The 23873-nt window shown below is 33.8% G+C and carries 20 protein-coding genes and 3 tRNA genes; 13 read left to right on the top strand and 10 right to left on the bottom strand.

Annotated elements, in window-relative coordinates; genetic code table 11:
* From ACTG3Y_RS09590 to ACTG3Y_RS09570, 5 genes are all read left to right on the top strand, one after another.
* The coding region (locus tag ACTG3Y_RS09590; RefSeq protein ID WP_439152703.1) for an RsmE family RNA methyltransferase at positions 1–513 on the top strand (513 nt) is incomplete at its 5' end.
* Between the two features lie 3 nt (positions 514–516).
* Complete coding sequence (locus ACTG3Y_RS09585) at positions 517–1158, top strand: DUF4159 domain-containing protein (RefSeq protein WP_439152702.1); 642 nt, start codon at positions 517–519, stop codon at positions 1156–1158.
* A 260-nt stretch (positions 1159–1418) separates the two neighbouring features.
* A complete protein-coding gene (locus tag ACTG3Y_RS09580) occupies positions 1419–1859 on the top strand; it encodes a TrmH family RNA methyltransferase (RefSeq protein WP_439152701.1) in 441 nt (146 codons plus the stop codon).
* Positions 1860–1884: 25 nt separating this feature from the next.
* Positions 1885–2973 (top strand): AI-2E family transporter, encoded by a 1089-nt coding sequence (locus ACTG3Y_RS09575; protein WP_439152700.1) that lies wholly within the window; start codon positions 1885–1887, stop codon positions 2971–2973.
* Positions 2974–2980: 7 nt separating this feature from the next.
* Complete coding sequence (locus ACTG3Y_RS09570) at positions 2981–4159, top strand: class I SAM-dependent methyltransferase (RefSeq protein WP_439152699.1); 1179 nt, start codon at positions 2981–2983, stop codon at positions 4157–4159.
* Here ACTG3Y_RS09570 and pdeM read toward each other — a convergent pair.
* Entirely contained in the window at positions 4149–4844 is a 696-nt protein-coding gene (pdeM, locus tag ACTG3Y_RS09565; RefSeq protein WP_439152698.1) for a ligase-associated DNA damage response endonuclease PdeM, read from the bottom strand. The two genes, ACTG3Y_RS09570 and pdeM, sit on opposite strands and share 11 nt — an antisense overlap.
* A 142-nt stretch (positions 4845–4986) precedes the next feature.
* Between pdeM and ACTG3Y_RS09560 the strand changes: the two genes are divergently transcribed.
* On the top strand, positions 4987–5286 hold the full coding sequence (locus ACTG3Y_RS09560) for a GIY-YIG nuclease family protein (RefSeq protein ID WP_439152697.1): 300 nt from the start codon (positions 4987–4989) through the stop codon (positions 5284–5286).
* Between the two features lie 198 nt (positions 5287–5484).
* Here ACTG3Y_RS09560 and ACTG3Y_RS09555 read toward each other — a convergent pair whose 3' ends face one another.
* The 6 genes from ACTG3Y_RS09555 to ACTG3Y_RS09530 all read right to left on the bottom strand — a co-directional run bounded on the left by ACTG3Y_RS09555 (position 5485) and on the right by ACTG3Y_RS09530 (position 11911).
* Positions 5485–7938, bottom strand: coding sequence for a ligase-associated DNA damage response DEXH box helicase (locus ACTG3Y_RS09555; protein ID WP_439152696.1), 2454 nt, complete (start codon positions 7936–7938; stop codon positions 5485–5487).
* Positions 7938–8225, bottom strand: a complete 288-nt coding sequence (locus tag ACTG3Y_RS09550; RefSeq protein WP_439152695.1) for a type II toxin-antitoxin system RelE/ParE family toxin — start codon at positions 8223–8225, stop codon at positions 7938–7940. Before ACTG3Y_RS09550 ends, ACTG3Y_RS09555 begins: the two co-directional genes overlap by 1 nt.
* Positions 8218–8457 (bottom strand): ribbon-helix-helix domain-containing protein, encoded by a 240-nt coding sequence (locus ACTG3Y_RS09545; protein WP_439152694.1) that lies wholly within the window; start codon positions 8455–8457, stop codon positions 8218–8220. Before ACTG3Y_RS09545 ends, ACTG3Y_RS09550 begins: the two co-directional genes overlap by 8 nt.
* Before the next feature lie 52 nt (positions 8458–8509).
* The gene (locus ACTG3Y_RS09540) at positions 8510–10099 is read right to left on the bottom strand and encodes an ATP-dependent DNA ligase (protein WP_439152704.1); all 1590 of its coding nucleotides are present in this window, start codon (positions 10097–10099) and stop codon (positions 8510–8512) included.
* 105 nt (positions 10100–10204) lie between these two features.
* Positions 10205–11254, bottom strand: coding sequence for a ligase-associated DNA damage response exonuclease (locus ACTG3Y_RS09535; protein ID WP_439152693.1), 1050 nt, complete (start codon positions 11252–11254; stop codon positions 10205–10207).
* Between the two features lie 63 nt (positions 11255–11317).
* Positions 11318–11911 (bottom strand): hypothetical protein, encoded by a 594-nt coding sequence (locus tag ACTG3Y_RS09530; RefSeq protein WP_439152692.1) that lies wholly within the window; start codon positions 11909–11911, stop codon positions 11318–11320.
* Positions 11912–12051: 140 nt separating this feature from the next.
* Here ACTG3Y_RS09530 and ACTG3Y_RS09525 point away from each other — a divergent pair.
* From ACTG3Y_RS09525 to ACTG3Y_RS09515, 3 genes are all read left to right on the top strand, one after another.
* Positions 12052–12135: transfer RNA gene (locus tag ACTG3Y_RS09525), tRNA-Ser, on the top strand.
* 18 nt (positions 12136–12153) lie between these two features.
* Positions 12154–12228: transfer RNA gene (locus tag ACTG3Y_RS09520), tRNA-Pro, on the top strand.
* A gap of 122 nt (positions 12229–12350) precedes the next feature.
* Positions 12351–12424 (top strand) — tRNA-Arg (locus ACTG3Y_RS09515).
* A 41-nt stretch (positions 12425–12465) separates the two neighbouring features.
* Here the strand turns inward: ACTG3Y_RS09515 and ACTG3Y_RS09510 are convergent.
* Positions 12466–14517, bottom strand: coding sequence for an HD family phosphohydrolase (locus ACTG3Y_RS09510; protein ID WP_439152691.1), 2052 nt, complete (start codon positions 14515–14517; stop codon positions 12466–12468).
* Between the two features lie 113 nt (positions 14518–14630).
* Between ACTG3Y_RS09510 and ACTG3Y_RS09505 the strand changes: the two genes are divergently transcribed.
* Both ACTG3Y_RS09505 and ACTG3Y_RS09500 read left to right on the top strand, forming a co-directional pair.
* Entirely contained in the window at positions 14631–15809 is a 1179-nt protein-coding gene (locus tag ACTG3Y_RS09505) for an acetyl-CoA C-acyltransferase (protein WP_439152690.1), read from the top strand.
* 9 nt (positions 15810–15818) lie between these two features.
* The gene (locus ACTG3Y_RS09500) at positions 15819–16568 is read left to right on the top strand and encodes a C40 family peptidase (protein WP_439152689.1); all 750 of its coding nucleotides are present in this window, start codon (positions 15819–15821) and stop codon (positions 16566–16568) included.
* Positions 16569–16617: 49 nt separating this feature from the next.
* Here ACTG3Y_RS09500 and ACTG3Y_RS09495 read toward each other — a convergent pair whose 3' ends face one another.
* The gene (locus ACTG3Y_RS09495; protein WP_439152688.1) at positions 16618–17901 is read right to left on the bottom strand and encodes a tetratricopeptide repeat protein; all 1284 of its coding nucleotides are present in this window, start codon (positions 17899–17901) and stop codon (positions 16618–16620) included.
* Between the two features lie 29 nt (positions 17902–17930).
* Positions 17931–20468: a DNA gyrase subunit A gene (gene gyrA / locus ACTG3Y_RS09490; protein WP_439152687.1), complete on the bottom strand. Its 2538-nt coding sequence runs from the start codon at positions 20466–20468 to the stop codon at positions 17931–17933.
* A gap of 259 nt (positions 20469–20727) precedes the next feature.
* On the opposite strand from gyrA, the gene ACTG3Y_RS09485 reads away from it, so the two are divergent.
* Both ACTG3Y_RS09485 and ACTG3Y_RS09480 read left to right on the top strand, forming a co-directional pair.
* Positions 20728–23283, top strand: coding sequence for an ATP-dependent Clp protease ATP-binding subunit (locus tag ACTG3Y_RS09485; protein WP_439152686.1), 2556 nt, complete (start codon positions 20728–20730; stop codon positions 23281–23283).
* Positions 23284–23369: 86 nt separating this feature from the next.
* Positions 23370–23735 (top strand): hypothetical protein, encoded by a 366-nt coding sequence (locus ACTG3Y_RS09480; protein ID WP_439152685.1) that lies wholly within the window; start codon positions 23370–23372, stop codon positions 23733–23735.
* Positions 23736–23873: the final 138 nt, after the last annotated feature.

Genomic DNA, 23873 nt, shown 5'->3' with positions numbered 1-23873 from the left:
ATTTCAAAACAAAAACAACAAAAACGAGACTATAAATTACATTTAGTTGTTGCACCTACCAAGATGAACGACCGCTATGAGTGGTTTTTAGAAAAGGCTACCGAAATAGGTGTTGAAGAAATTACACCAATTATTTGCGACCACAGCGAACGAAAAGTAATAAAACCAGATCGTTTTGAAAAAATAATTCAGGCCGCAATGAAACAATCCTTGTCTTGTTATTTGCCTAAATTACATCCCGCTATATCATTTTCAGATTTTATTGTTCAGCGATTTAAAGCTCAAAAATTTATTGCACACTGCGAAGAAACCGACAGAAAATCACTCAAGACCCAAATACAATTACATAAGAACTGTGTCATATTAATTGGACCTGAAGGTGACTTTAGCGTTAAAGAAATTGAAATAGCTTTGCAGCATCAGTATATTCCTGTAACTTTGGGTAAGTATCGATTACGCACAGAAACAGCTGCTATTGCTGCTTGTCACTCGGTTGCATTTATTAATGAATAACCTATGAAAAGTCTATTTTCTTTATTTTTTTTAATGTCCTCTTTGGTGTTGCTTTCTCAAGATGTTGCAATACTCAAATACAAAGGTGGTGGTGATTGGTACAGTAACCCAACTGCATTACCAAATTTGGTGAAATATTGCAATGATAATATTGATACTAACATTAACGAAAATATACAAACTGTAGAAGCTGGTAGCATAGATATATTTCAATTTCCGTTATTACACATGACTGGTCATGGTAATGTATTCTTTAGTGAAGATGATGCTCGAAACCTGAGGAATTACCTTATTTCTGGTGGTTTTCTTCATATCGATGATAATTATGGTATGGAACCTTACATTACTAAAGAGCTACTAAAAGTTTTTCCGAATAAAGAATTAATTGAAATCCCTAAAGATCACGAGATTTTCAATTCAGCATACGATTTTCCAAACGGATTGCCTAAAATTCACGAACATGATGGTAAAGCTCCACAAGCATTTGGAATATTTCATGAAGATCGTTTAGTGCTACTTTTTACCTTTGAAAGTGATTTAGGTGACGGTTGGGAAGACCCTGAAGTACATAACGACCCTGAAGATGTTAGGGAAAAAGCACTTAAAATGGGTGCTAATATTGTAAAGTATGCCTTTGAGAATTAGATTAAAAAAATATCAATTATATGAGAGTTGTAGTTGAATTTCTTTGTGAATTAATAGGTCTTTTATTCAATTATGATTCCTCTGAAAAAAAATTTCCTGAAAAATTATTAATCGGCATAGTTAGTTTAGTCTTTTTTTTAATTTGTTTTTCTATTTTAATTTTAATTATTATTCAATTTAATAAATTCTTTTAGCTTCTAAACTTGCAATTAACACACTACAACTCTAACTTTAATAAGCAAAAACATCCGATAACAATAGTGTGCGATAACGTATACCACGCATCTAATGTTGGTAGTTTATTTCGCATTGCCGATGCTATGGGAGTAGAAAAGTTGATATTCTGTGGAGAAAATATTCCTATCGGAAAACGCATTACTAAAACATCGCGCTCAACAGAAAAATACGTTCATTTTGAAATTAGAACATCCGTTGATTCTGTACTGGGTGAATTAAAGTCACATAATGTGATCGCACTAGAAATAACAGAAAATAGTAAACCACTGCATACCCTTAGTTTAAAAAATAATGTACCTGTAGTCTTAATTATTGGCAATGAAAATTATGGCATTAAAGAAGACATTCTGAAAAAATGTAACTCCATCGTTCATATTGATATGTATGGTAACAATAGTAGTATGAATGTGGTAACAGCAGCCAGCATAGCCTTATACGAAATTACAAAACAGCTGAATTCCTAAGTTAGAAATTAGCTATATTTAGACCATGAATTCAAAAATAATTGCAAACGGAATCTTAAGAGCAGTAGGCATACTTTTAGCCATTGCGCTGATATTAGTCTTTCTGTATGAGATACAAGCGGTAATCGTATACATTGCCGTTGCTGCCGTAATATCCCTGATAGGACGACCTATCATAATATTCCTAAGACGTAAACTTAAGTTTAATAACACTATTGCTGTTGTAGTTACCATGATATTATTTATAGGACTATTCATTGGGTTAATTGGTTTATTTATTCCTTTAGTTGCAGAACAAGGACATAATTTGGCCTTATTAGATATTGATCAACTTCAACGTAATGTTCAGGATTTATACAATCAAATCGTAAGCTACTTTGAATTCAAAAATATAGATGTAGAACAGTCTATTAAAGATTCAGGATTGTTATCTAAATTAGACTTTACCTATATCCCAGAGTTTCTTAATAATCTGGTAAGTGGACTAGGAAGTTTTAGCATAGGCCTGTTCTCAGTACTATTCATTTCGTTTTTCTTTCTAAAAGATAGTCATCTTTTTGAAAATGGTATTATGACGTTTATTCCAAGTGGCAATGAATCAAAAACCAGAAACTCTTTTTTAATAATTAAAAATTTACTTTCTAGGTATTTCGTAGGTCTAATATTCCAGATACTAATTCTTTTTATAATCTATACAATCGTCTTATTAATTTTTGATATTAATAATGCCATTGTTATTGCGTTTTTATGTGCATTATTAAATTTAGTACCTTATGTAGGTCCTGTAATTAGCGGTTTCCTTATGTTACTTTTAAGTATGTCTAGTAATCTTGGTGAAAGTTTTAGTGAGGTAATTTTACCAAAAACTACATATGTAATGATAGGTTTTATCGTTGCTCAATTAGTAGACAATTTCTTTAGTCAACCATTTATTTTTTCGAAAAGTGTCAAATCACATCCATTAGAAATATTCCTAGTTATTATAATTGCGGGAATATTATTTGGAATTGTTGGGATGATCGTAGCAGTACCTACCTATACTGCAATTAAAGTGGTGTTGAAAGAATTTCTTTCTGACTACAAAGTTGTGAAGAAACTCACTAAAGACTTATAGAGTTAAGTTGAATACATCTTTATTACATATTGAAATTCAGAATTTTATAAATTCTAATTTAAATTCAGACATCACTAGTTTATTGTTGAAAGGTATTATTTTTGATGACGTAACTACCAAAGAAATCATAGAGCAAATTGAAGCTAAAAAACGTTCAGAAAAGAAACTACCAACCTGGTTTAATACTAAAAATATTTACTATCCAAACAAGCTAAATATTGAGCAAACCTCTTCTGAGATTACTGCTAAATATAAAGCAAACTTGGTATCAGGAAATTCGTTAATTGACCTCACAGGTGGATTTGGTGTGGATGCTTATTATTTTTCTAAACAAGTAGAAAATGTTACCCATTGCGAAATAAATGAAAACCTTTCAGAACTAGTAAAGCATAATTACAAAACTTTAAACATTTCAAATATTGACTGTCTAAACGAAAATGGTATTGAAGCTTTAAAACGTATTGACCAACCCTTTGATTGGATATACATTGACCCTTCGCGTCGTGATGATACCAAGAAAAAAGTTTTTTTATTATCGGATTGCACACCAAATGTCAAAACATTTCAAGGCTTATTCTTAAAGTATGCCAAGCATATTATGATTAAAACTTCGCCTTTATTAGACATAAAGGCTACGCGGACCGATTTAAAACAAATCAAAGAACTGCATATTATAGCTGTCAATAATGACGTTAAAGAATTGCTTTGGATTTTAAAACGTGATTGTAAATCTGATTTCAGAATTAAAACGATAAACCTAACGAAACAAAACAAGCAGGAATTTGACTTTAAGTTTGAAGATGAGCATGATGCGTTAGTCGAATATACTGAACCACTCACCTATCTCTATGAGCCTAATTCCACCATATTAAAAGCTGGTGCTTTTAATTCTGTAAGTGCTCAATTAAATATTCCAAAGCTACATAAACACTCGCATTTATATACGTCTAATACGCTTATCGATTTTCCAGGACGACGTTTTAAAATTGAAAAAGTAGTTCCGTTCAATAAAAAGGTATTCGCAAGAGAAAAGATTAGCAAAGCAAATGTGACGACGCGAAACTTTCCAATATCTGTAGGTGATATTCGTAAGAAGCTTAAAATTAAAGATGGTGGAAACATGTACTTATTCTTCACAACTAATAAAAACGAAGAAAAAGTAATTATTATCTGCTCTAAAATTTAAAAATAGAAGTTTCTGTAAATGCAAAACACGTGGCATCATCAGGCTCAGAACGTGTGTTTAGCCCAGTAAATAAACTAAAAGCTGGTAGAATCAACTGATTAGAAGTAACTTGATAACAAGGCAATTTTATGTTCTGCCTTCCTTTTCCTTTTATTAATACACCTGGATGTGTATGACCCGAAATTGTAAATAAATCTAAGCTGCTATCTTTAGGTTCATGAATTAAGGTAAATGGTTCAATGTTCATTTCCGTTATAACTTCAATTCCTAAATCATCCATTAATCGTTTGGACTGTTTATCGTGATTCCCTTTTATTAAAACCAAACGCAAATCTTCGAATTGCTCTAGCCAAATTTTAAAGGTGACCATATCGCTATTCGTTTCAGCATGAAATAAATCACCAACAATCAATAATTGCTTAGGTTTAAAGTAACTAATTAGTTGCTTTAATCGTTCTAAATCCTTTTGAAGAATACCATCTGGCATTGGAATACCATGACGTCTAAAATGCGCTGTTTTACCAATATGAACATCAGATAAAATTAAAGCCTCATGAGCTTTCCAATAGATAGCGCGCTGATTGGTTAAGGTTAAAACCTCATTTTTAATAGTGATATTTTCTTTAACAATATTCAATCTAATTGTCATGTCGAACGCATGTGAGACATCACACAAATAGCTCATTAAAAAAGTTATGTGATTTCTCGTCGCTCATTCTTCACTCTGTCGAACGTATGAGAGACATCTCACTCGTTTATTCAAAACCAAAATTATGTGATTTCTCGCTCTACTCGAAATGACTGTTAGATTATTTTTAAATTTATCCATGCTTTACAATCATTTTGTCTACATCGTAACTAATGCATATAGAACAACACTATACATTGGTGTGACTAACAATACCCAAAAGCGTCTAGAACAACACTATTTTGATAGTCAAAATGCTAAAAAATCATTTGCTGGGAAATACAATTGTATCTATCTGATATATTATGAAGGATTTGAAAGCCCCAAAGATGCGATTAATAGAGAAAAGGAATTAAAAAAGTGGCGCAGAGAAAAGAAAAATAATCTAATTTCAAATTTTAATCCTAAATGGGAAGCATTGAATAATCAGGTAATTTAGTCATGTCGAACGCTTGTGAGTCATCACATCATTGTTAGTTTTAAAATTTCAACCATGAGATTTCTCGTCGCTCATTCTTAACTCTATCGAAATTACTTCTGCTGTCATGTCGAACGCATCCGAGACATCACACAGGATTATTGTGAAACCAAGATTATGTGATTTCTCGTCGCTCATACTTCGCTCTGTCGAAAATGACTAATCAACTTTAAACGCTTGTTCTTTAATACGCTGAATACGTTTGTCTAAATTTTCATTACTCATGGTACCACGTAAACTATCAACCTTAAGCGGAAAACTCAATGGTGTAAAAGAATTCGCGCGTTGTACTATTATTTTACTGTTAGAAATTCGCTCAAAAGCCTGTTGTAATCTTGCTTCTTCCAACTGTTGATTAAATACTTCGGTATAAGCTTGTCGTAATAATAAATTATCCTGCTCATAATCTTCAAGCACTCTAAAAATCAAACCTGACGAGGATTGCAAGCTTTTACTGGTTTTACGAGTTCCTGGTTGCGATTGCACCACCAAACCAGCGATTACGGCAATATCTCTAAATTTTCGAGATGCCATTTCTGAAGCGTTGATACTGGCAATGACATCGTCCATTAGGTTTTCTTTGCTTAAAAGGGCTTCAATATTAGCTTCGTTAATAGGGATCGGTTGGTCACTCAACAATTCAAACCCGTAATCATTCATTGCTATAGTAAAAGTCAAAGGCTTTAATTTACTGATACGATATGCCATTAATGCTGAAAAGACTTCATGAACCAAACGTCCTTCAAACGGATACATAAATAAATGATGTCCATCTCTAGTTTCAATCAGTTCAACCAAAAACTCATCCGCTTTTGGAATATGAGAATGTGCATCTTGCCTGCTTACCAAAGGATTTAAAAAACGTAATTCTTTTTCTAAACGCCCAGGTTCTAACGCATCTGACAATTTTAATCTCAAATAATGACTAAGATGAGACGTTAGCGGTAATCGTCCACCTAACCAACTTGGTGACACCGCTTTTTTAGCTTTGCTGCGTCTCACGAGAACCGTCATATCCTTAATTTGAACCAGTTCTAATACACGACCCGCTAAAATAAAACTTTCCCCTGGCTTAAGTTTTGATACAAAAAATTCTTCAATCATGCCGATATAACCACCTGAAAAATATTTCACCTTCAAGTTAACTTCACTCACAATGGCACCGATATTCATACGATGCAACATACTAATACGACGACTTTTTACTTTGTGTTTCTCGTCTTCATCTAGAATCACTTTATGAAATTCTTCATATGAATTCAAAGTCTTTCCGCCTTTTGTAATGAAATGCAAACACCATTGCCAATCCGCTTCGGTCAGATAGTGAAAGGCATAAACCTGTTGTATTCGCTCAAATAAATTCTTAGCATCAAATCCTTCGCCAACGGCCAAAGTCACCATGAATTGCACCAAGACATCAAAGGTCAACACCATTGGGACTCTCGATTCCATTTGCTTCTCTTTAATAGCCTCTTTTAATGCTGAAACTTCCACCAATTCTAAGGAATGTGTCGGTACAAAGTAAATTTTTGAGCGCTCAAAAGGTGAATGTCCACTTCGTCCTGCACGTTGCATAAAACGGGCAATGCCTTTCACTGAACCAATCTGAATCACACAATCCACAGGTTTAAAATCAACACCCAAATCGAGTGAAGAGGTACAAACTACAGCTTTTAGATAGCCTGAAGCGATGTTATCTTCAATCCAATTACGTAATTTTTTATCAATTGAACCATGATGAATCGCCAAAAGTCCCGCTAAATCTGGTTGTGCATTCAATAACAATTGGTACCATAATTCAGCTTGGCCTCTGGTATTGGTAAAAATCAATGTCGTCGTGTTCGACGCTATAATAGGTAAAATCTTATCCACCATTTTACCGCCTAAATGTCCAGCCCATGGCAAGACTTCAATTTCGTCTGGTAAGACTGAAATGATATCTAGTTTCTTTTTTTGTTTAGCTGTTACTGTAGTTACTTTTAAATCTGGATACGGTAATAATACTGATTTTGCTTCTTCTAGATTGCCAATGGTCGCTGTGATTCCCCAAATACGAAGCTTGGGTGCATGATGTCTCAACTGGGAAATCGCTAATTCGGTAAGCACACCGCGTTTATTTCCGAGTAATTCGTGCCACTCATCAATAGCTACACATTTTAGGTTTTTAAACCATCTCGAATTATTTTTCTGTGAAAACAATAAGTGCATGGTTTCTGGTGTGGTCAATAACACATCTGGCATAAGACGTTCTTGCTTGCGTCGTGTTGCTGTTGGTGTGTCACCATTTCTCACTTGGACTGACCAATCTAAACCAATATCATCCACCGCTTCTGTCATGGCTTTTGCCAAGTCTTTTGCTAAGGAACGTAATGGACTAATCCATAATAATTTTAAGCCTTTAGGATAACGTTCTGGGTGATTAAGGTAATCGATGACTACGGCCAGAAATACGGAAAACGTTTTACCAAAGCCTGTTGGTGCAATGACCATACCTGAGTAACCGTTAGTATAGCGTTGCCAGGTCTGCATTTGGAAAGGAAAAGGCGCATGTCCTTTTTCTGCCATCCAATTATTAATAATGTGTAAACCGTCGCTGTCTCTAAATGCTGTCACTAAAGTAATTGATTTATATCCTGACGACCGATAATCGCCATAATTTCAACTTGATTGTCTCTTATTCTGAAAAAAATACTATCAACACCACAAACACATCTTCGATAGCCTTTTCGTATGTGGTCAACAGCTTCAAATGAAAAAGGATTTTTAGCAATCAAATCAAAATATTCGAAAAAAGAATTGAAATAGTAGTCTGCTTGAACCATTCCAAACTTTTGAATACCATAATGGTGAATTCGGATTAAGTCCTCTTTTGCTTCTTTACTTAATCTGTAATTAGCCATTAAGACGCTTTTTAGACTGCGCTAAAATGGCATCCTTGGAATCGTCTGTAAATCCGCTGTCCTCAGCTTTTCTGAGTTTCTCTCGTACCCAATCTATTTGAGACTGTTGTTTTCTAGCTTGACGGATTAAATCATTAACCAATTCACTTTTACTTGAATATTCTTCGCTTTCCACTTGCGCCTTGAGCCATTCGTCATTTGGTTTTGTAAATGAAATACTTTGTCTTCCCATAATTTCTTTAATTTGATGTAAATATACACCATAATCGAACCAAAAACAATATTCAGGGTGCTGTGATAAGTTGTTTAACAGTTTCAATGGTATCTATGTCCTCTACAGGTTTGTCTTTTCGCCATCTAGCAATTCTAGGAAAACGTAAAGCAACACCAGATTTATGGCGATTGCTTAGTGCAATACCTTCAAAGGCAATTTCGAAAACAAGTTCTGGTTTTACCGTTCTAACAGGTCCAAATTTTTCAATGGCATTCTTATTTACCCATTGGGATATCTCCGTAATTTCTTTATCGGTTAATCCCGAATACGCCTTTGCAACAGTTACCAATGCATCATCCTTTTTTACAGCAAAAGTGTAGTCTGTGTATTTTGAACTTCGTCGTCCACTACCTTTTTGGGCATAAATCATAACCGCATCAATGGTCAGCGGGTCAACTTTCCATTTCCACCAATCGCCTTTTTTACGACCTGTATGATATGGTGATTTTTTCTGCTTTAACATTAAGCCTTCGCTATTGATTGCTCTGGAATTATCTCTGATGGCGTGCAAGTCTTCCCATTCTTTAAAATCCACTAAAAATGACAACTTAATATGTTCTGGTAGAGCTATAGACTTGAAAACCATCTCTAATCGTTTTCTGCGCTCTGCGAAAGGATGTTCTCTTATATCGTCACCATTAAATTCTAAAATATCATAAGCTTTAAAACCCACAGGAACCTCTTCTAATAATTTCTTAGTGACGTTCTTTCGATTTAAGCGTTTTTGTAAGTCATTGAATAACAATACATCATTATCCTTCATGGCTAAAATTTCGCCATCAATGACAAAATCATCTTGAAAGCTAGACATGGCTTCCACCAATTCTGGAAATTGTTTAGTCACCAATTCTTCACCTCGTGACCAGATATAGATTTCACTATTTCGTTTTACGATTTGTCCACGAATACCATCCCATTTTTGCTCTACTATCCAATCGATTGGTTCGCCCAATTCTGACAAATCCTTTTCTAAAGCATAAGCTAAACAAAAGGGATAGGGTTTTGAATTATCGTAGTTAATATGAAAACCATTAATTAATTCTTCAAACGAAATATTATTGACTTCCCAATTCCCGATAATGCTATGCATCAGTTGGTTGGCATCAATATTAGTAAGTTTAGCCAAGGCATTCACCAATGTTTTTTTAGATACACCAATTCTAAAACTACCACCTATTAGTTTGTTAAAAATAAGGCGTTCTTGCTGATTTAAACCAGACCATGCTTCTAGAACAAACGCCTTTTTTTCTTCCTCAGTCTTAGGTTTTAAAGCTTTTAATTCTGTCATCCATTCATTAAGACTTAAATCTAAATGATGTGTAGGTTCTGGCAATAATAAGGCTAAGGTTTCACCCAAATCGCCAACAGTACTATAACTTTCTAAGAATAACCATTCAGGAAGTTTGGTCAATTCCATGCACCATGCTTTCATCAGGGTGGTTTTAACGGGTCGTGATGGTCGTTTACCTGTGAATAGTGCAATAAGCCATAATTTATCCTTATCTGGTGCTGTGCTGAAATAATGCACCAAGGCTTCTATTTTAGCATTGGTTTTATTGGTGATTTCTATAGCGCTAATTAATTCTGAAAACTGCTTCATTTTATTCCCACAAAAGTGGGAATCTCTTCCCAATTACTTTAATGTTATGAGATGTCTCGACTGCGCTCGACATGACAGAACAACTATTATATTTTATACTTTTAATCAAGTGGCTTTTACTATTTTTTTGTTTTCAACATCTTCCTTTTCTGCTTTTGCTAAAGCCTCATCACCATATTCGGTTTTAAGTTCATCCGCTTTGATACCAATTTCATTCAAATATTTTGAAAACACAGCTTGTGAGCCATGCGTAACATAGACCTGCTGGGCTTCTGTAACTTTTACTGCAGAAATTAAGCCATTCCAGTCAGCATGGTCACTCACCACAAAACCTGCATCAACCGCTTGCCAACGCCTATTCCCACGAATTTGCATCCAACCCGAACAGATAGCTGTTGCAGAATTCGGCACGCGTTTGAGCATACGAGAACCCAATAAAGCCGGTGGCGCAATAATAATTTTATTCTGAAGTGTTTTCTTATCTAAGTCTGCTGACCATAATTTGGTTTTCGGCAATTTTAATCCTGAACCTGAAATGGCCTCATTTAAATTGTGAATGGCGCGATGTACATAGATGTCATCACAGCCCTCTAACAAAGACATTAAACGTTGTGCCTTACCTAGGGAATACCCTAAAAAGACGGAAGTTCTATTATTAGATTGATTGGTTCTGACCCAACTTTGTAATTCTGTCTGAAGTTCCTCTTCGGATTTCCAACTGTAAATAGGTAGTCCAAAAGTACTTTCAGTTATAAATGAATTACATCTAATAGGTTCAAAAGGTGTGCTTATAAAATCGGGTTGAGTCTTGTAATCACCAGAAAATACTACGACGTAGCCTTTATATTCTAGTCGTATTTGTGCTGAACCAATAACATGACCTGCAGGATGAAAAGATACCTTGACACCATTTATAGTTAACGATTTGTCATAAGGTAGACTTTCAATCTTAATATCAGCACCCAAACGATGTTGCAGAATAGCTTTCGAATCGTCTGTGCATAAATAGCGTTTCATTCCCCAGCGCGCATGGTCAGCGTGTCCGTGTGAAATTATGGCGTAATCCACAGGATACCAAGGGTCTAAATAGAACTTACCTTGAGGACAATAAATACCCTTTTTGGTGAATTTAATGAGTTGGTTTTCCTGTGACATAGCTTAACGAAGCTATTAAATTTCAAGAAAAAGTCGTTACAAAATTGCGTTAAAGTTTAACAATTAAAAAAAACCTTTTTGATCAATAATCATGTCTTCTCCCAATAATTGTACTAAATAAGAAATATTACTAGCAAAAAAAGAAGAAGAACCGTCTGAATTATATTTTACAGGACATTCAATGCGATTACTATCGACTATTTTGCATTTATTTTCATTGTTATTTGAGATAAAAATCTCTTTAGAATCTAACTTATGATAGACCTTTTTTAAATCTATAATTGCATATTTAATAAAATTGGAAGCTTTGTTAAATTCAGATTTGGATGTGTCAATTATCCCATAGGTAAAATAATGGGCTTTCATTTTATAATACTCTGACTTATGTCGGTCTTCAACTTTATTTGAATCTCTTCGATATCTAATTGTAAAATCTGAAAAATTTTCATGTAGTTTCTCTCTAAATCCCTCTTGTACACTCATGATTTGATTTCCATTTCTAAATACATAATCAATGCCATCCATCATATCAATATATTTAGCATAGTCTTTGCGAAGCTGTACCTCAGTCCAATTTAGAGGCTTATATATTAATGGAAGTGCAAGGTTTTGATGCACATAATCAGTAAAGGCTCTATCTGCAAAATACTTAGACATATTGAAATAAAAGTAATCATATAATTACCTCTATCAAAGCATTATAAAATTTGTGTAAAAAACTCAGAAAATTTGTTGCGTTCTTTAATATGAAAAGTTACATTTGCATCCGCATTTTTAGGAAACGTTCTTAAAATATTGGAGAGGTGCCAGAGTGGTAATGGAGCAGATTGCTAATCTGTCAACGCGTAAGTGTTGCCCGGGTTCGAATCCCGGTCTCTCCGCAAAATGATAACCAATTTCGGGGTGTAGCGTAGCCCGGTTATCGCGCCGCGTTTGGGACGCGGAGGTCGCAGGTTCGAATCCTGCCACCCCGACTAAAAGTTTGAATAAGCTTTTATTGAAAATTAATTTTCATAAAAAACTATTTTAAGCTTTTGTGAAAAGCAATGCTTTTTACAACAAAAATTTTCAGGATCAACGAAGTTAATCCTTGAATGGTCGCATAGCTCAGCTGGATAGAGCACCTGCCTTCTAAGCAGGCGGTCCTAGGTTCGAATCCTAGTGCGATCACAAGAAGCCTTACTAGAAATAGTGAGGCTTTTTTGTATTTATTATTCTGGGTATTCTATTCTAAGATGATAGATGTTGGCAAGTTTATGCTTTAGTACCTTTTTTATGGACTGAATTTCTTTAAACGTAATATTAGCATTTAGAAATTGCCCATTATCCATTTGCTTGTTTATTATATTCTCTACAAATTCATTAATCTTTGTACTAGTAGGCTCTTTAAGGCTTTTTGAAGCAGCTTCGACACTATCACACATCATTAATATAGCTGTCTCTTTACTAAATGGTTTTGGGCCTGGATATGAAAAATCTTCAATTGATGTATTTTCATTTGTAGATTTCTCTTTCATATAGAAATAATATACTGCACTTGTACCATGATGTGTTCTAATAAAATCTATAACACGATCTGGTAAGTTATTCTTTTTGGCAATCTCTATTCCTTTTATGGTATGATTAATAATAATATTAGCACTTTCATAATTAGAAAGTTCATCATGAGGATTAAGACCAGTACTTTGATTTTCCGTAAAATACGTCGGATTAGTCATTTTACCTATATCATGATATAAGGCTCCTACCCTTACTAACATCGCATTAGCGCCTATTTCATTCGCTGATGCTTCAGCTAAATTTGCAACATTTAAAGAATGATGAAACGTTCCTGGTGCTCTATTAGAAAGTTCTTTTAATAATTTAGTATTTGTGTCTGATAGTTCTAACAGCGATACATCCGAAACCAATCCAAATATCTTTTCATAAATATAAATAAGTGGTTGAACAAATAAGGTTGCCAAACCACATAAAATAAACAGTCCAAAAGTCTCCCATTTTAAACTAGTAATTTGTCCTTCATGAATAACAAAAAATGCGAAATAAGCGATGATATAAATTAACGTGATTTGTCCTACTGAAATAAATAAATTAGCACGCTTATATAGTTCAGATACAGTTAAAATAGTTACGATACCAGCAATAATTTGAAGAAACATATACTCATAACTATTTGGAACAATAAAACCTAGGAGTAAAACTGTAAGCACGTGAGCAAACAAACCTAATCTTGCATCAAAAAATGCTTTTAAAACCAAAGGTAAAACACACAGTGGAACTACATATATATATTGAGAGTTGTAATTAATTACTATTGTAGTCAAAAGAACCATTAATACTATATTAAAAAATATAAAAGTGACCTTCGTATTGTTATGAAAAACTTCAATTCTATATTTTCTTAAAAACAGTAACAACATCAAAAGTGCTAGTGCCACTAACAAGGTATATGCAAATAAAACCCAATTGTAATTAGCTGAATTCCAAACCTGTGATTCGTATTCTGATTTCAATGAATTTAATATACTAAACTCTTCATCTTCAACGATTTGACCTTTCGATATAATCAATGTTTCCTTTTCAATACTTCCTCGTGTCAATGCAATTTTAGAGAGTTTTTCCTCTAAAACTTTCTGAGTCAAACTTTTGTTAAGAGACAGGTTTGGTTTGACTACATCAAAAAATAAAGAAATCATATTATTTCTTTTTTCAACCGAAATTTCACTATTAAAATGACTTTCTAATAATTGACGTAGTTGACTAAGTTTATTTAAATCTTCAAATAGTAGTTGACTTTGGATTTCATTTGAATTGACTAATATAACTGGTCTTTCATCAACATAGTTATAGTCAATATCTAATACACCAGTCTGATATAAGTTTTCAATAAATGATCTTCCCTTTTTATACAAATCCGTATTCTGATAATTAATATTAAAGGAATCTTTAAAGGTTAGATTAAATTGTTCTATATAATTTGATAAAACCTCGTCTTTAACGTTTGATGTCTCATTAAAATAAACAGGACTATTTTCTTCAATTCTAGCCCTTTCCATATCAATTTCATTTTGAGATTTTTTGATCGCAAAATTAAATGGCGCATATAGGTTTTCAGACTGCCAAGGTTTACCCTTTTCGAATGAATATCTAAATTTTCCCGTTTTTGGGAATAAATAAACAATGAAAAGTGTGGTCACTAAAAAGAGTAGTATCTTATAGACTAATGCATGATTTTTATACCATTTATTAAGAAGTGCATTCATATACAATCAAATGTAATAAATATTAAAATTTTAAACTGCTATAATCTTTATTACATTCTAAAATACCTAAAAATTGATTAATTTCGCAGCTATTAATATCAAACATTAAATCAATGAATAAGGACGTTGTAATAGTATCAGCAGTTAGAACACCTATTGGTAGTTTTTTAGGTAGTTTATCTTCAGTACCTGCACCAAGATTAGGTGCAGCGGCTATTAAGGGAGCATTAGACAAAATTAATCTTAAACCAGAATTGGTTGAGGAAGTCTTAATGGGAAATGTTGTACAGGCAGGAACAGGTCAAGCACCAGCAAGACAAGCTGCTATTTATGCAGGTATACCAGATAGCGTTCCTTGTACTACAATAAATAAAGTTTGTGCTTCAGGTATGAAAGCCATTATGCAGGCGGCACAAGCCATTCAATTAGGTGATGTTGATATAGTGGTTGCTGGTGGAATGGAAAATATGAGCGCTATACCACATTACTACCATGCACGCAGTGCAACAAAGTTTGGTCCTGCAACATTAGAAGATGGTATGCAAAAAGATGGCTTAGTTGATGCCTATGATAAAAATGCTATGGGTGTTTGTGCGGATGCTTGTGCAACAGAATACAGTTTTTCAAGAGAAGACCAGGATGTTTATGCTATACAATCCTATAAGCGTTCAGCTCAAGCTTGGGAATCAGGTAAATTTAATGATGAAGTCATTTCGGTTGAAGTACCTCAGCGTCGTGGAGAACCAATAGTTGTGTCAAAAGATGAAGAATATACTAACGTAAAAATGGAAAAAATTCCTGCTTTACGACCTGCATTTACAAAAGATGGCACAGTCACAGCAGCAAATGCTTCTACTATAAACGATGGTGCAGCTGCAATGGTCTTAATGAGTAGAGATAAAGCTAAAGAATTAGGTTTAACTCCAATCGCAGCCATTAAAAGTTATGCTGATGCAGCTCAAGAGCCAAAATGGTTTACCACTGCGCCAGCTAAAGCCTTACCAAAAGCTTTAGCCAAAGCAAATATTGAATTGAGTGATGTTGACTATTTTGAGTTTAACGAAGCTTTTTCTGTTGTTGGATTAGCAAATATGAAATTATTAGGTTTATCTGATGACAATGTAAATGTTAATGGTGGTGCAGTTTCTTTAGGCCACCCTCTTGGATGTTCAGGAGCAAGAATTTTGGTAACACTGATAAATGTACTTCATCAAAACAATGCTAAAATAGGTGCCGCTGCAATTTGTAATGGCGGTGGTGGTGCATCTGCAATCGTTTTAGAACGCGCTTAACAAGTTTATATGCAATACGGCATCTGCAATCTAGGGATTGTACCAATACGATTAGAGCCAAGCGATACCAGTGAAATGGTAACGCAAGCTTTATATGGTGACCTTTTTAAAGTTTTAGAACAAAGAAAGAAATGGAGCCGTATCCGTTTTGCATTTGATAAATATGAAGGCTGGATAGATAATAAACAATACAAAGAAATAGAAAAAGAGAGTTATAATGTCTTATCTGATTCTGATTTAAATCTATCTACAGACTTAATTGAATATGTTTCAGACCATTCTCAGAATCTATACCCAATACCATTAGGTTCTAATTTGAACGGATTAAAATTGTTAGATCATAATTTTGAAGGAAATTCAGCAAATTCTACTAAAGACAAATCTCATATAATAAAAACAGCATTTTCATATTTAAATGCTCCTTATTTATGGGGAGGAAAAACACCTTTTGGAATAGATTGTTCTGGATTTACACAGATGGTATATAAACTTAATGGTTACAAATTATATAGAGACGCTTCGGAACAAGCTACACAAGGTGATGCATTAAGTTTTATTGAAGAATCTGAACCAGGTGACTTAGCATTTTTTGATAACGCCGAAGGTGACATCATCCATGTGGGTATAATAATGAAAGATAATTATATTATTCATGCTCACGGTAAGGTGAGAATAGATCGTCTAGATCATAGTGGTATCTATAATATTGACAAAAACTTACACACTCATAAACTTAGAGTTATTAAAAAGATTGTATAAAAAAAGCAGCGTCTAGACGCTGCTTTTTCTTATTTACAATGTAAGCAAATTAGTTACCGCCTGCAGCAGCTTCCATTTGCTCTTTTTTAGCTTTTAATTCTTTATACTTATCTGTTTCACCTAATACACTGTATAGATTCATTAAATTTGTTATAACATTAATATCGTCTTTTAAGGTTAAAGACTTTTCAAAGTATGGTATAGCTTCTCTGTATAAATTCTCACGCTTTTCTTTTAGCTCGTCATAACGTTTATTATCTGCTGCAGAATTTCCTAAGCCATTCATTTCTTTTACAATATTTGCTTCATCAGCTAATATTGAGAATGCCATATTTATGTATGCATAATTATAAGTAGGATCTTTATCAATAGCATTTTGATAATATTTTTTAGCTTCTGCATGGTTTTCCGATTCTGCTAATAAAGTTCCCAGATTAAACAAAAATTCTGCATCATCTGTTCCTTTACTTGAAGCTTCATCAATTAATTCTGCAAACATTTCTTTATTACCCATTTTTAAGTACATCTGAGCTTGCGCTATAATTAATCCTAAATCATCTGGGTTTTCTTCTCTTGCATCTACCATTGCTGCTAATGCTTTCTCATTTTCTCCTTGTGAAACGTATATTAAGGCAATATTTCTAACAATTTCACCTCTTTTAGATTCTGCTTTTTCGTCCCTTGGCTTTAAATGTGTTTTAATCTTTACTGAGAAATCTCTACCAGCTTTATCTGCGAATTTTTCTTCTTGATTAGTCTCTTTATTTACAGCGTAATAGTTGGTTTTAATACCTGTATAACCTAATTCTTTAAGTTTTAAGAAATAATCTATTGCCATGTCATAGTCCTGAGCTTCTACTGCAGAGTATGCAGCATTGTACAAATAGAGCGTATCTTTTGGTGATACTCTATAAATTTTCTCAAAACGCTTTGCTGCAGTTACAAAGTCATTGTTATTAAAAGCCTGATTTGCTTTTTCAATAAACGAATTAAACATACTCGACTTCATTTCATTAGCCTCATCTGTATATTTTAATTTACCCATTTGAGACTCTAAAGTCTTTAATTTATCTAAACTTTCTATAGCCTCATCTACCTGAGCATCCGTACCAGCTCCGTTGGCATATAATGATTGAGCTTTAAGAAAATAAAACTTTGCTTTTGCTTTATCATCCATATTACCAAGTAATGCTTCAGCTGCTGTCACAGAAGTTCTTGCATCAGCAAAATTTGATTTTTTTAGTGCTTTTTCTATAGCTTTTATTTCACTTTTTTGTGCAAAAGATATTGAAGTAAATGCTACAAGTAACACTAGCGCTATTAATTTTTTCATCTTGTAATAAATAATTTTATTGTTAATTTTTAGTTTTCAGTTTCATTAGTATCAATAGCCGTGCCATCTTCATTGAGTTCTTGATTTTCTGATGCTTCAGTGTTTATATCTTCAACATCTTCTTCATCATCTTTCATAACTTTAGCTACTGCAGCAATAGAATCGTCACCCTTAAGGTTAATTAATTTAACACCTTGTGTAGCTCTTCCCATTACACGAAGATCTGATACTGCCATTCTTATAGCAATACCTGATTTATTAATAATCATTAAATCATCTTCGTCAGTTACATTCTTTATAGATACTAAATTACCGGTTTTTTCTGTAATAGAAATGGTTTTTACACCTTTTCCTCCTCGGTTGGTAATTCTATAATCATCTAAACTAGAGCGTTTTCCGTAGCCATTTTCTGAAACCACAAGAATATTGCTTTCCATGTCATCTACAGCTATCATCCCAACAACTTCATCAGTTTTTTCGTCTTGTAGTCTAATACCTCTTACACCTGAAGCATTTCTACCCATAGGTCTTGTTTTAGCTTCTTCAAAACGAATAGCCTTACCAGATTTTAAGGCTAACATTACCTGACTCTCACCAGTTGTTAATTTAGCTTCAAGTAATTCATCATCTTCTCTAATCGTAATAGCATTAATGCCATTAGTTCTTGGTCTAGAATACTGTTCTAGAGACGTTTTCTTTACTTGACCTTTCTTTGTTGCCATAATGACATAGTGGCTATTGATATAATCTTCATCCTTTAAATCTTGAGTACAAATGAATGCCATCACTTTGTCATCTTGCTCTATATTTATAAGATTCTGAATTGCTCTACCTTTGGATGTTTTAGTACCCTCTGGAATTTCATATACACGCATCCAGAAACATTTACCTTTTTGAGTAAAGAATAACATGTATTGATGATTTGTTCCCACAAATAAATGCTCTAAGAAATCTTCGTTACGTGTTGTAGATGCTTTCTGGCCCACTCCACCTCTATGTTGAGTTTTGTACTCTGTAAGCGACGTACGCTTTATATAACCAGCATGAGAAATTGTAATTACCACTTTTTCATCCGGTATCATATCCTCTATGCTGAGATCACCGCCAGCATATTCAATAACTGAGCGACGCTCGTCTCCATATTTATTTTTTACAACTTCAAGTTCTTCTTTAATGATACCCATACGACGATCTTTCTTTTCTAAGATGTCCTTTAAGTCTTCTATGGTTTTCATTAACTCTTCATACTCCGATCGTAATTTATCTTGTTCTAATCCTGTTAACTGACGCAAACGCATTTCTACAATAGCCTTTGCTTGAATTTCAGTTAGTTTAAAGCGTTCAATTAATTTTGTTCTGGCTTCATCTGCATTAGAAGAGGCTCTTATTAAGGCAATTACTTCATCAATATTATCCGAAGCTATAATTAATCCTTCTAAGATATGAGCACGCTCTTCTGCTTTACGCAATTCATACTTAGTTCGTCTTACTACAACTTCATGTCTGTGTTCAACGAAATAATGTATTAAATCTTTTAAGTTTAATAGTTGCGGACGACCTTTCACCAGTGCTATATTATTTACACTAAAAGAAGATTGTAACGCCGTATACTTATATAATTTATTAAGGACAATATTAGGAATAGCGTCGCGCTTTAATACATATACGATACGCATTCCATTTCTATCAGACTCATCTCTAATCGTTGAGATACCTTCTAATTTTTTATCATTGATCAAGTCAGCAGTCTTTTTAATCATATCTGCTTTATTCACTTGGTATGGAATTTCATTTACAATGATACATTCACGTCCATTAACCTCTTCGATATTAGCCTTTCCACGCATAACAATACGTCCACGACCAGTATGAAAAGCTTCCTTTACTCCGTCATAACCATAGATAGTACCTCCTGTTGGAAAATCAGGAGCTTTTATATGCTTTATTAATTCATCAACCTCAATATCATTGTTATCAATGTATGCAATGGTACCATTAACAACTTCAGTTAAGTTATGCGGTGGCATATTTGTAGCCATACCTACAGCTATACCAGATGCTCCATTAACTAATAAACCAGGTATACGTGTTGGTAAAACCGTTGGTTCTTCTAAGGTATCATCAAAGTTTAATTTATGATCTACTGTCTCTTTGTCAATATCTGCCAACATGTCTTCAGATATTTTGCGCATACGTGCTTCAGTATAACGCATTGCAGCCGGACTATCACCATCAACAGAACCAAAGTTACCTTGACCGTCTATTAACATGTAACGCAAACTCCATTCTTGAGCCATACGTACCATAGTATCATAAACTGATGTATCACCATGTGGGTGATATTTACCTAAAACTTCACCAACAATTCTTGCTGATTTTTTATGTGCTGTATTGGCTCTAACACCTAATTCATGCATACCATAAAGTACGCGTCTATGTACTGGTTTTAAGCCATCTCTAACGTCTGGTAAAGCACGAGACACAATGACTGACATTGAATAATCAATGTAAGCCGATTTCATTTCATCTTCAATGTTAATTGGAATGAGTTTTTCTCCTTCTGCCATATAATTTTAATTAGTTTTTTCGTAGGTTTTCAAAACGTGCTAATATAATTAATTTAGCAGTGTTTAATGAGAAGAATTAAGGCATTTTTAGGACTTTTTATTAACAATATTTGATATCTTTTTAGTTAATAAGTTAATCGCATTTTCCTTTGATTTAAAATGCTTTTTTAGTCTATTCGTTCACACATATTATTTAAGGTATGGTTTTTGTCCTTTATAATTGTGTTTTTATTATTTTTAATGCAGAAAGGATTTTACTATGGACGATAATTTTTCCCCAAGAGTTAAAGATGTTATTGCGTATAGCAAAGAAGAGGCTTTGCGTTTAGGCCATGATTTTATCGGTACCGAACACTTAATGTTAGGACTTTTAAGAGATGGTAATGGAAAAGCTATAGATATTCTTAGCGCCTTAGATGTAGATCTTAATCATTTAAGGCGCAAAGTAGAGATTTTAAGCCCAGCAAACCCAAACATTGTTGCAACATCTAACGAAAAAAAGAATTTACATTTAACAAGACAAGCAGAACGCGCTCTAAAAACGACTTTTTTAGAAGCTAAACTGTTTCAAAGTACCTCAATAAATACCGCACATCTATTATTGTGCATTTTAAGAAATGAAAATGACCCTACAACTAAGCTTTTAAATAAGCTTAAAGTAGACTATGATAACGTAAAAGAAGAATTTAAATCTATGATTACCAGCGAAGATGATTATTTAGAAGACCCAAAAGCAGAATCATTTTCTGACGATGATATAAATGAAGATGACGATAATGCTAAACAGAATCCTTTTGGAGGCAGTCAAAGCACTAAATCAAATAAAAAATCAAAAACTCCGGTTTTAGATAATTTTGGTAGAGACTTAACCGTACTTGCAGAAGAAGGAAGATTAGATCCTGTAGTTGGAAGAGAAAAAGAGATACAACGTGTATCTCAGATTTTAAGTAGAAGAAAGAAAAACAACCCATTATTAATTGGTGAACCTGGAGTTGGTAAATCGGCCATAGCAGAAGGACTAGCCTTACGTATTGTAAAACGTAAAGTACCCAGAGCACTCTTTAACAAACGAGTTGTAACCTTAGACCTGGCGAGCTTAGTAGCAGGCACCAAATATAGAGGACAGTTTGAAGAACGTATGAAAGCTGTTATGAATGAACTAGAAAAGAATGACGATATTATTCTTTTTATAGATGAGATTCATACCATAGTTGGTGCAGGTGGTGCTACCGGAAGTCTGGATGCCTCAAATATGTTTAAACCAGCGCTTGCAAGAGGTGAAATACAATGTATTGGTGCTACTACTTTAGACGAGTACAGACAATATATTGAAAAAGATGGTGCTTTAGAGCGTCGTTTTCAAAAGGTTATAGTTGAACCAACAACGGTTGAAGAAACTATAGAAATCCTTAATAATATAAAAGGAAAGTACGAAGAACATCACAATGTTGATTATACTGACGAAGCCATTGAAGCTTGTGTGAAGCTGACCAACCGTTATATGACGGAGCGTTTTTTACCAGACAAAGCAATTGATGCTTTAGATGAAGCTGGCTCGCGTGTCTATATTAGTAATATAGATGTGCCTAAACAAATTCTGGAACTAGAGAAGAAACTCGAAGACGTTAAAGAAACTAAGAATAGTGTTGTTAAGAAACAGAAATATGAAGAAGCTGCAAAGCTACGTGATGATGAAAAACGTCTCGAAAAAGAATTAGCTACAGCACAAGAAAAATGGGAAGAAGAGACCAAGCAACATCGTGAGGTTGTGACCGAAGATAATGTTGCCGATGTCGTTTCTATGATGACCGGTATTCCTGTAAATAAAATTGCACAGACCGAAATTAATAAACTGGCACAATTGCCAGATCTTATTAAAGGTAAAGTCATTGGACAAGAGGAAGCTGTGGCTAAAGTAGTTAAAGCTATTCAGAGAAACAGAGCCGGACTTAAAGATCCTAACAAGCCAATTGGTTCATTTATATTTTTAGGACAAACAGGTGTTGGTAAAACACAATTAGCAAAAGTCCTGGCACGCCAATTATTTGATAGTGATGATGCACTGGTACGTATAGACATGAGTGAATACATGGAAAAATTCGCTATTTCAAGATTAATTGGTGCACCTCCTGGATATGTTGGTTACGAAGAAGGAGGTCAGTTAACTGAAAAAATAAGACGTAAGCCTTACGCTGTTGTGTTATTAGATGAAATTGAGAAGGCACACCCAGATGTATTTAATATGCTCTTACAAGTGTTAGATGACGGTTATTTGACTGATAGCCTGGGTAGAAAGATAGATTTTAGAAACACTATCATTATAATGACATCCAATATTGGTGCCAGAAAACTAAAAGATTTTGGTACAGGAGTTGGTTTTGGCACCTCTGCAAAAGCCGCACAAGAATCTGATTATGCGAAAGGCATCATTGAAAATGCGCTTAAAAAAGCATTTGCGCCAGAGTTCTTAAATAGAATTGACGATGTTGTTGTATTCAATGCTTTAGAGAAAGAAGATATTAATAAGATAATAGATATTGAATTAGTAAAGCTTATTGATAGAATTAAAGACTTAGGCTACGAGCTTAAGTTAACTAATAAAGCAAAAGATTACATTGCTGAGAAAGGTTTTGACAAACAGTATGGTGCAAGACCTTTAAATAGAGCTATACAGAAATATGTTGAAGATGCTTTAGCAGAAGAAATCATTAATTCTAAAATACATGAAGGTGATACGATTACTATGGATTTAGATACCAAAAACGATGTTTTAAAAATTAAAATTAAAACATCGGGGAAAACCACAGAATCCTAGTAGAATTTTAAATTAATAAGAAAACTCTTCTAAACATAGAAGAGTTTTTTTTGTATCTTAACACAACCTAAGTATTAATTAACGTCATGAAAGAAACCCTAACTTTCGATTTTTGTGACATGTCTATTTATGACCACTACGTTGTAGTAGTTATGAAAGAAGGTGTCGACATTACTCCAGACCACAATGAGGTTTTGGTGCAAGTGACTGAGACTTACTATAAAGACACACCCTTTATCTATATTACACACAGAGTCAATTCGTATTCTGTAGATCCTCAGATTTATTTTAAAACATCTCAAATAGAGAATCTTAAAGGATTTGCTGTAGTTTCTGATGATTATAAAGCCAAAGTCAATGCGCAAATAGAAAAGATTTTCTTTAACAAGCCGTTTGAGATCTTTGGTGAATTAGAAGAGGCCTTTGCCTGGGCAGAAACGCTTATAAAATAACCCATACTTCCTTTTTTATTCACTCTAAATTGATTTGATATTGAAATTAGTTATAGGTATGCCTATACACTATTGATAAATGTTTAGAGTAAGCCTAAGCATTACTTGCTTTATTTCATTACCTACATTATGTATCGG

Origin of the sequence: Winogradskyella sp. (genome assembly GCF_965656915.1) — a bacterium.
Taxonomy (GTDB): Bacteria; Bacteroidota; Bacteroidia; order Flavobacteriales; family Flavobacteriaceae; genus Winogradskyella.
Note: the sequence above shows the minus strand (reverse complement) of the source record. Positions and strands in the feature narration are given on the sequence as shown.

What these genes read in the sequence shown, in the direction of transcription:
- ACTG3Y_RS09510 (WP_439152691.1), bottom strand. Translation starts at nt 14,517, where the DNA reads ATGAATGCACTTCTTAATAAATGGTATAAAAATCATGCATTAGTCTAT.
- ACTG3Y_RS09530 (WP_439152692.1), bottom strand. Translation starts at nt 11,911, where the DNA reads ATGTCTAAGTATTTTGCAGATAGAGCCTTTACTGATTATGTGCATCAA.
- ACTG3Y_RS09505 (WP_439152690.1), top strand. Translation starts at nt 14,631, where the DNA reads ATGAATAAGGACGTTGTAATAGTATCAGCAGTTAGAACACCTATTGGT.
- ACTG3Y_RS09560 (WP_439152697.1), top strand. Translation starts at nt 4,987, where the DNA reads ATGCTTTACAATCATTTTGTCTACATCGTAACTAATGCATATAGAACA.
- ACTG3Y_RS09575 (WP_439152700.1), top strand. Translation starts at nt 1,885, where the DNA reads ATGAATTCAAAAATAATTGCAAACGGAATCTTAAGAGCAGTAGGCATA.
- ACTG3Y_RS09550 (WP_439152695.1), bottom strand. Translation starts at nt 8,225, where the DNA reads ATGGCTAATTACAGATTAAGTAAAGAAGCAAAAGAGGACTTAATCCGA.
- ACTG3Y_RS09535 (WP_439152693.1), bottom strand. Translation starts at nt 11,254, where the DNA reads ATGTCACAGGAAAACCAACTCATTAAATTCACCAAAAAGGGTATTTAT.
- ACTG3Y_RS09500 (WP_439152689.1), top strand. Translation starts at nt 15,819, where the DNA reads ATGCAATACGGCATCTGCAATCTAGGGATTGTACCAATACGATTAGAG.
- ACTG3Y_RS09545 (WP_439152694.1), bottom strand. Translation starts at nt 8,457, where the DNA reads ATGGGAAGACAAAGTATTTCATTTACAAAACCAAATGACGAATGGCTC.
- ACTG3Y_RS09485 (WP_439152686.1), top strand. Translation starts at nt 20,728, where the DNA reads ATGGACGATAATTTTTCCCCAAGAGTTAAAGATGTTATTGCGTATAGC.
- pdeM (WP_439152698.1), bottom strand. Translation starts at nt 4,844, where the DNA reads ATGAGCTATTTGTGTGATGTCTCACATGCGTTCGACATGACAATTAGA.
- ACTG3Y_RS09585 (WP_439152702.1), top strand. Translation starts at nt 517, where the DNA reads ATGAAAAGTCTATTTTCTTTATTTTTTTTAATGTCCTCTTTGGTGTTG.
- ACTG3Y_RS09495 (WP_439152688.1), bottom strand. Translation starts at nt 17,901, where the DNA reads ATGAAAAAATTAATAGCGCTAGTGTTACTTGTAGCATTTACTTCAATA.
- ACTG3Y_RS09540 (WP_439152704.1), bottom strand. Translation starts at nt 10,099, where the DNA reads ATGAAGCAGTTTTCAGAATTAATTAGCGCTATAGAAATCACCAATAAA.
- gyrA (WP_439152687.1), bottom strand. Translation starts at nt 20,468, where the DNA reads ATGGCAGAAGGAGAAAAACTCATTCCAATTAACATTGAAGATGAAATG.
- ACTG3Y_RS09480 (WP_439152685.1), top strand. Translation starts at nt 23,370, where the DNA reads ATGAAAGAAACCCTAACTTTCGATTTTTGTGACATGTCTATTTATGAC.